Annotated in this window: 6 protein-coding genes and 1 pseudogene; 1 reads left to right on the forward strand and 6 read right to left on the reverse strand. The window is 71.5% G+C overall.

The window, feature by feature from the left end:
- Positions 1-1003 (reverse strand): annotated as a pseudogene (locus tag AC1D01_RS17985) (hypothetical protein); the annotation flags it as partial.
- A 277-nt stretch (positions 1004-1280) separates the two neighbouring features.
- Between AC1D01_RS17985 and AC1D01_RS17990 the strand changes: the two are divergent.
- Positions 1281-1697: a hypothetical protein gene (locus AC1D01_RS17990; RefSeq protein WP_477868623.1), complete on the forward strand. Its 417-nt coding sequence runs from the start codon at positions 1281-1283 to the stop codon at positions 1695-1697.
- Here the strand turns inward: AC1D01_RS17990 and AC1D01_RS17995 are convergent.
- From AC1D01_RS17995 to AC1D01_RS18015, 5 genes are all read right to left on the reverse strand, one after another.
- The gene (locus AC1D01_RS17995) at positions 1694-2554 is read right to left on the reverse strand and encodes a MipA/OmpV family protein (RefSeq protein WP_477868625.1); all 861 of its coding nucleotides are present in this window, start codon (positions 2552-2554) and stop codon (positions 1694-1696) included. The genes AC1D01_RS17990 and AC1D01_RS17995 overlap by 4 nt on opposite strands.
- Entirely contained in the window at positions 2554-2946 is a 393-nt protein-coding gene (locus AC1D01_RS18000; protein WP_477868627.1) for an Ig-like domain-containing protein, read from the reverse strand. Before AC1D01_RS18000 ends, AC1D01_RS17995 begins: the two co-directional genes overlap by 1 nt.
- A gap of 18 nt (positions 2947-2964) precedes the next feature.
- On the reverse strand, positions 2965-3996 hold the full coding sequence (locus AC1D01_RS18005; protein WP_477868629.1) for an MBL fold metallo-hydrolase: 1032 nt from the start codon (positions 3994-3996) through the stop codon (positions 2965-2967).
- A gap of 38 nt (positions 3997-4034) precedes the next feature.
- Complete coding sequence (locus AC1D01_RS18010; RefSeq protein WP_477868631.1) at positions 4035-4643, reverse strand: TetR/AcrR family transcriptional regulator; 609 nt, start codon at positions 4641-4643, stop codon at positions 4035-4037.
- A gap of 60 nt (positions 4644-4703) precedes the next feature.
- A partial coding sequence (locus AC1D01_RS18015) for a vWA domain-containing protein (protein ID WP_477868633.1) occupies positions 4704-5794 on the reverse strand: 1091 nt, incomplete at its 5' end.

The following is a 5794-nucleotide window of genomic DNA, read 5'->3' on the forward strand; positions in this document are numbered from 1 at the left end:
CCTTCAGCCAGCGCGTCAGCTGGTTGCGCAGCCGCGCGACGGCCAGCGCATGCGGCTCGCGGCCGAGCGCCAGCCGCGTCTGCACGAACAGCTGGCCGACCACGATCGACAGCAGCGCGAGCAGCGCCGCGGTGGCCCAGTCGAGCGCATCGCGCATCGGGTTCACCGTGCTGCCGCTGCGCAGCTCGCGCAGCAGCAGCCACGCGGCGAAGGCCATCGCGGTGACGAACACCACGTCGCGCCAGCCGGGCCCTACCGCACGCGCATCGGGGTCGTGCGTGTCGCGCGCGGCCCAGTAGCCGGCCACCAGGCCCGGCGCGGTCGCGGCCCACAGCGCCAGCGCGGCCGGCCACCACGGCGTGAACCACCGCTCCCAGCCCTGCGGGTCGAGCTGCTGCGTGCTGTGCTGCCACAGGTGCGGCGCGATCACCAGCAGGCCGAGCAGCATGCAGGCGAACATGAACTCGGTGTGGATCGCCAGCCAGGCACGCAGGTAGGTGACGACCGCGATGCCGATGTCGCGCGAGCCGGCCGGCGACAGGTAGCGGCCGTTGCGGCGCAGCCATTGCAGCACCGGTGAATCGCTGCGCGCGAGCAGCGCCTGCGCCTGCTGCAGCCCGAAGGCGTTGACGAGGCGGCCGAACATCGCGCCGGCGTAGCCGCCACCCGAGACGGTGGACAGGTAGTCGACGCGGCCCAGCAGGCCGTCGGCCACCAGCGAGCGGTCGGCCGGGTCGGCGCGCTCGCGGTTCGGCTGGCCGTGGTTCTGCGAGAGGCCGCGCAGCAGGCCGAGCGCGAAGGTCGCGCTGCGCACGCCGCCGCCGGACAGCGCGAGGCCGACGCTGGGCAGCTTCAGCGCCGGGTGCGCGTCGCCGTCGGCCAGGCCGAGCACGTGGCGGCGCCGCGCCTGCAGTGCCAGCTGTTCGGCCTGTTGCAATGCGAGCCAGTCATCCGGCAAAGAGCCGGCCGGCAAGGCTGCCGGTCCATCGTCTTGAGGCTTCATGAGCCGTGTCCCCTGGAGGGCCGTTCGCGTGGCGGCCTCGCCGCGACTGTAGGACCGCGCGGGGCGCTTGTCAGCCGCTGTCCGACCTGCGACCTAGGGGGCTGCCTGACAGCCTGTGTCAGCGCGATGAAACCCAGCTGTAACCGGCCGTGCGGGCGCCAACAAATGCCGTGTTCTTGTGCGCGGACCCGCCTGCGGGTCCGAAACGACCGCTTCGTGCCGACGCCGGGCCGTCGAAAAGAAAGGGCACAGACAGACCCGATCGAAAGCCCGCCCCATGTTCCTGCTCCGCCCTCTCCTCGTCGCATGCCTCGCCGGTCTGTCGCTGGCCGCATTCGCACCCGTGGCGGCGGCCGAGACCTGGGGCCTGCACATCGCGAGCAAGCACATCCCGGCGAAGCGCTACAACAACTCGAACCCGGGCCTCTACTACCGCAGCGACGACAACTGGACGGTCGGCGCGTATCGCAACTCGCTGCGCCGCAACAGCGCCTACGCCGGCTACACGCTGGAGCACGGCCGCTTCGGCGTGACGATGGGCGGCGTGACCGGCTACGACCACGCGGTGCAGCCGCTGTTCGTGCCGACGGTGTCGCTGTTCACGGTGCACGGCGTGACGACGCGCATCGCCTTCATTCCGCGCGTTGAAAAGCGCATCGGCTCGCACGTGCTGCACCTGATGGTGGAGTTCTAGGGCACCCGCTGCTCGCTCTTCCAGGGCGTCCAGATGAGCGCCGCCGCGAAGCTGGCGGTGCTGCTGCGTTCGAACAACGGGCTCGCGCGGTTGGCCGCGCCGGCGTGATTGTTCAGCGAGGCGCCGAGGCTCAGCACCGTGTCGGCCGCGACGCGGCGTGACCACCACGCACGCACGCCGCTGCCGAAGTAACCAGAGCTCGCGTCGTAGGCCGGCCGTTGCGCGGTCGCGTAGCGCGGGTCCACCTGGTAGAAGTAGTCGTGCAGCGACTCGCTGGCCCAGGTGCTGACCACGCTGAGCTGCACCTGGCTCTCGCTGTCGGGCCAGCCGCGGCGCTGCCAGCGCAGCTCGGGCTCGACGACGCTGCCGTGGCGGTCGATGCCGCGCCCATCGGTCGAGAACACCGCGCGCGCCTTCAGGTGCGCGCTGACCTGCTGGCCGTCCTGCAGCGGCAGGCGCCAGCGCAGCTGCGGGCCGAGCTCGAACAGGTAGTCCAGGCCGGGCATGCCGCGGCGCGCATCGTTGTCGCGCGCATTGAATGCGGCGGCGCCGGACAGGTCGAGCTCGAGCCGCCCGCCGGCGAACAACCGGCTGCGCACGCCGTCTTCGTCGACGCGCAGGCGCTCGCCGCGGTAGACGAGGATCRGCACCGGCGCGATGCGCGCGTGCCGCGTGCCGGCGGCCGGGTAGTCGGGGCCGTTGACGGCGACGCCGCCGACGCCGATCTCCCACAGCGGCTTGCCGCTCGGCGTGGCTTCGATCTTCGCGGGCGGTGCGTCGGCCTGCTGCGCCTGGGCGAGCGAGGCGGCGAAGAACAGCGGAACGAGAAGCGTGAGGGCCCGCGGCAAGCGGCGCATCAGCGCGTCACGTCCAGCGTCAGCGCGTTGCTGTCGGCCGCGTGGCCCTCGTTGTCCACCGCGCGCGCATACACGCGCACCGTGCTGCGGCCGTCGGTCGGGCCGGTCAGCGTCCATTCGTAGGGCGGCACGCCATCGCCGCCCAACAGCACCGAGCCGATGCCGTCGATCCGGTAGAAGCGCACCTCGTCGATGCCGCTGTCGTCGCTCGCCGCAGCGGACAGCCGCACCGAGCCGCCGGCCGGAACCGACGAGGACGAGGCCACGAGCTGCACGCTCGGCGGGTCGTCGTCACCGAAGCCGTTGCTCCATTCGACGTAGAAGCCCCCGCCGCAGGCGGTGAGCAGCGCCGCGCCGGCGAGCACGGCGGAAAGGTGGGCAGGTCGTCGCATCAGCGGATGCTACCCCGCTCAAACGCTGGTCCACCACCGTTTCCCCGGCTGCGGTGCGTCCAGCGGCAGGCGCTCGCCCATCTGCGGCGTGGCCARCCGCACGCCGTGCGTCGCGGCCAGGTCGAGGATGCGGTCGAACGGCTCGTGCCACGGATGCAGCGCCAGGTCGAAGGTGCCGTTGTGCACCGGCATCAGCCAGCGCCCGCGCAGGTCGAGGTGGGCCTGCAGCGTCTCCTCGGGCTGCATGTGCACCTCGGGCCATTCCTTGTCGTAGGCACCGGTCTCGAGCAGGGTCACGTCGAACGGGCCGAAGCGGTCGCCGATGGTCTTGAAATCGGCGTGGTAGCCGGTGTCGCCGCTGAAGAACAGCCGCAGGTCGCCCGCGACGATGACCCACGAGGCCCACAGCGTGCGGTCGCCGTCGCTCAGGCTGCGGCCCGAGAAATGCTGCGCCGGCGTGGCCACCAGCTGCACGCCGTGCACCGTGGTCTGTTGCCACCAGTCGAGCTGGCGCACCTTGGCCGCATCGATGCCCCAGCCGACCAGGCGCTCGCCGACACCCAGCGGCGTGATGAACACCTCCACCTTCGGCGCGAGCTCGAGGATCGCAGCGTGGTCGAGGTGGTCGAAATGGTCGTGCGACAGGATCACGCCCTTGATCGGCGGCAGGTCGGCGATGGAGATCGGCGGCGCGTGGAAGCGCTTCGGGCCGGCCCACTGCACCGGCGACGCACGCTCGGAGAACACCGGGTCGGTGAGCCAGAACTCGCCGGCGAGCTTCAGCAGCAGCGTCGAATGGCCGAGCCGGAACAGGCTTGCATCGGGCGCCTCGGCCAGCGCCGCGGCGGTCAGCGCCTGCACCGGGATCGGCGCGTGCGGCACGGTGGTGTCGGGCTTGCTGGTCAGCACGCGCCAGGCGATCGACAGCGTCTTCAGGAAGCCGGGCGATTGGCGCGGTGCGACGTTGCGGAACTTGCCGTCGCGGTGCTGCGGCGATTGCGAATGGTCGACCGGCGCCAGGCGGCGGGGGCAGAGGGAGGCGGAAGTCATGGCGAGGTCACTCCGGGTGGGCGTTCAGGGGCGCACGCTCAGCGGCGCGTGGAGACAGGTGCAGGCACGCGGCACACCAGCCGGATCGCGACACGCATGCGCTCGCGGTACTCGGCGGTGCTCTTCGCCTGGTGCTTGATGCCGTGCGACGCGGCGGTCAGGTGCAGCGCCAGGTCCTTGGCGCCGAGGCCGGCTTCCTTCCAGCCGGCGGCGATGCCGCTGGCCTGCAGCACGCGCGACAGGTCGGCGACCATCGCCTGCTCGAGCTCGTCGAGCACCGGGCCGACCAGCTGCGTCGCGGTGGCGAACAGCTCGGCCAGGTGCTCCTGCGGCATCTCGCTGCCGTCGCCTTGCGATTTCAGCGCCATGAAGGCGACCAGCAGGCGCTCCTCGATCGGCAGCGCGTCGCGCGCCAGCGCCGCGCGCATCGTGGCGCGGCTCTGGCCGATCAGCTGCACGACCACCTCCTTGAACAGCGTCTCCTTGTTGGCGAAGTGCAGGTAGAGGCCCTGGCGCGACAGGTCGGCGGCGCGCGCCAGGTCGTCCATCGAGGTCTTGCGGTAGCCGTAGCGCAGGAACACGCCGGCGGCGGCCTGCAGGAGGGCGTCGCGGCGCACGCTGGTCGGATCGGGAGTTTCGGAAGGCATCGCTGAAGCGTGGCGGAAGGTTGATCGATTGCCGCCACTTTACATTATGTGCACATGTTGTCAAGTGCGCTTCAGCTTCGCCAGTTCATCCCCGACCAGCTTCACGACCAGCCGGTCCAGCGTCTGAACCGAGTACTGCTTCACGTCGTGCGAGGTCTGCGTGCCGGGGCCGCTGCCCGGGTCGGCCGCATCGCGGTAGGTCAGGAACACGAAGCGGCCCGCGGTGTACTGCGCCATCTGCCGGTAGATGTACTCGCCGACCGGGTCGAGCCCGCTCGCGCCGACCGCGAACAGCTTGATGCCTTTCGCGAGTGCGGCCTGCATGTCGGTGTCGTATTGCGGGCCGCCGTAGTCCAGGTGCGGCGGCGCATCGGCGACCAGCACCACCATGCGGGCCGCGTCGCGCCGCCAGCTCAGGCCATGCACCACCTCGTGCAGCGCCTCGTTCAGCGCCTCCGGGGTGTCACCGCCGCCATTCGCCTGGACCTGGCCGAGCACCTGCTGGAAGCCGCGCAGGTCGTCGGTGAAGTCCTGCGTGCGCGTGAGGAAGGCATCGCCGCGGTCACGGTAGGCCACCAGGCCCCAGCAGACATCGGGCTGCACCGGCAACTGCGAGATCTGCTGCGCCATCGCGTGCATCGAGTTCTTCAGCTTCGCGATCTCATCGCCCATCGAGCCGGTCGCGTCGACCAGGAACACCAGGTCCAGGCGCGGGCGTTGCGCCGCCACCGCCTGGCCGAGGCGCACCTGCACCGCGCTCGCCTGGCCGCGCTGCAGCTGGGCACGACCCTGCACGCCGTTCTTGCGCACCGCGATGCCGAGCATGCGGTCGCCCTGCGTGCCCTGCCCGAGGAACGCACGCGGGTGCAGCCAGACGCGGCCGGCGGTGTCGGTCCGCGCCCACATCACCGGCTGCGCGACGCCGGGGCGCTGGATCGCCACCTCGGCGTCGTGCACCGGGTCGCCCTGCGCGTCGGTCACTTCGAGCAGGTAGCGTTCGCTGATGTCGCGCTCGCGCACCGGCAGGCCGGCGTTGCGCTGCCGGTAGGCGAGGTACTCGCCGAAGTCGGCGTTGTCGTCGACCATGCCGGCGGTGACGGTCTCGCGTGCCGGGCGAGGCTTCGTCGGCTGCGGCGCGGGCGGGGCCGGCC

This window comes from Rhizobacter sp. P3_B12 (assembly GCF_056402895.1).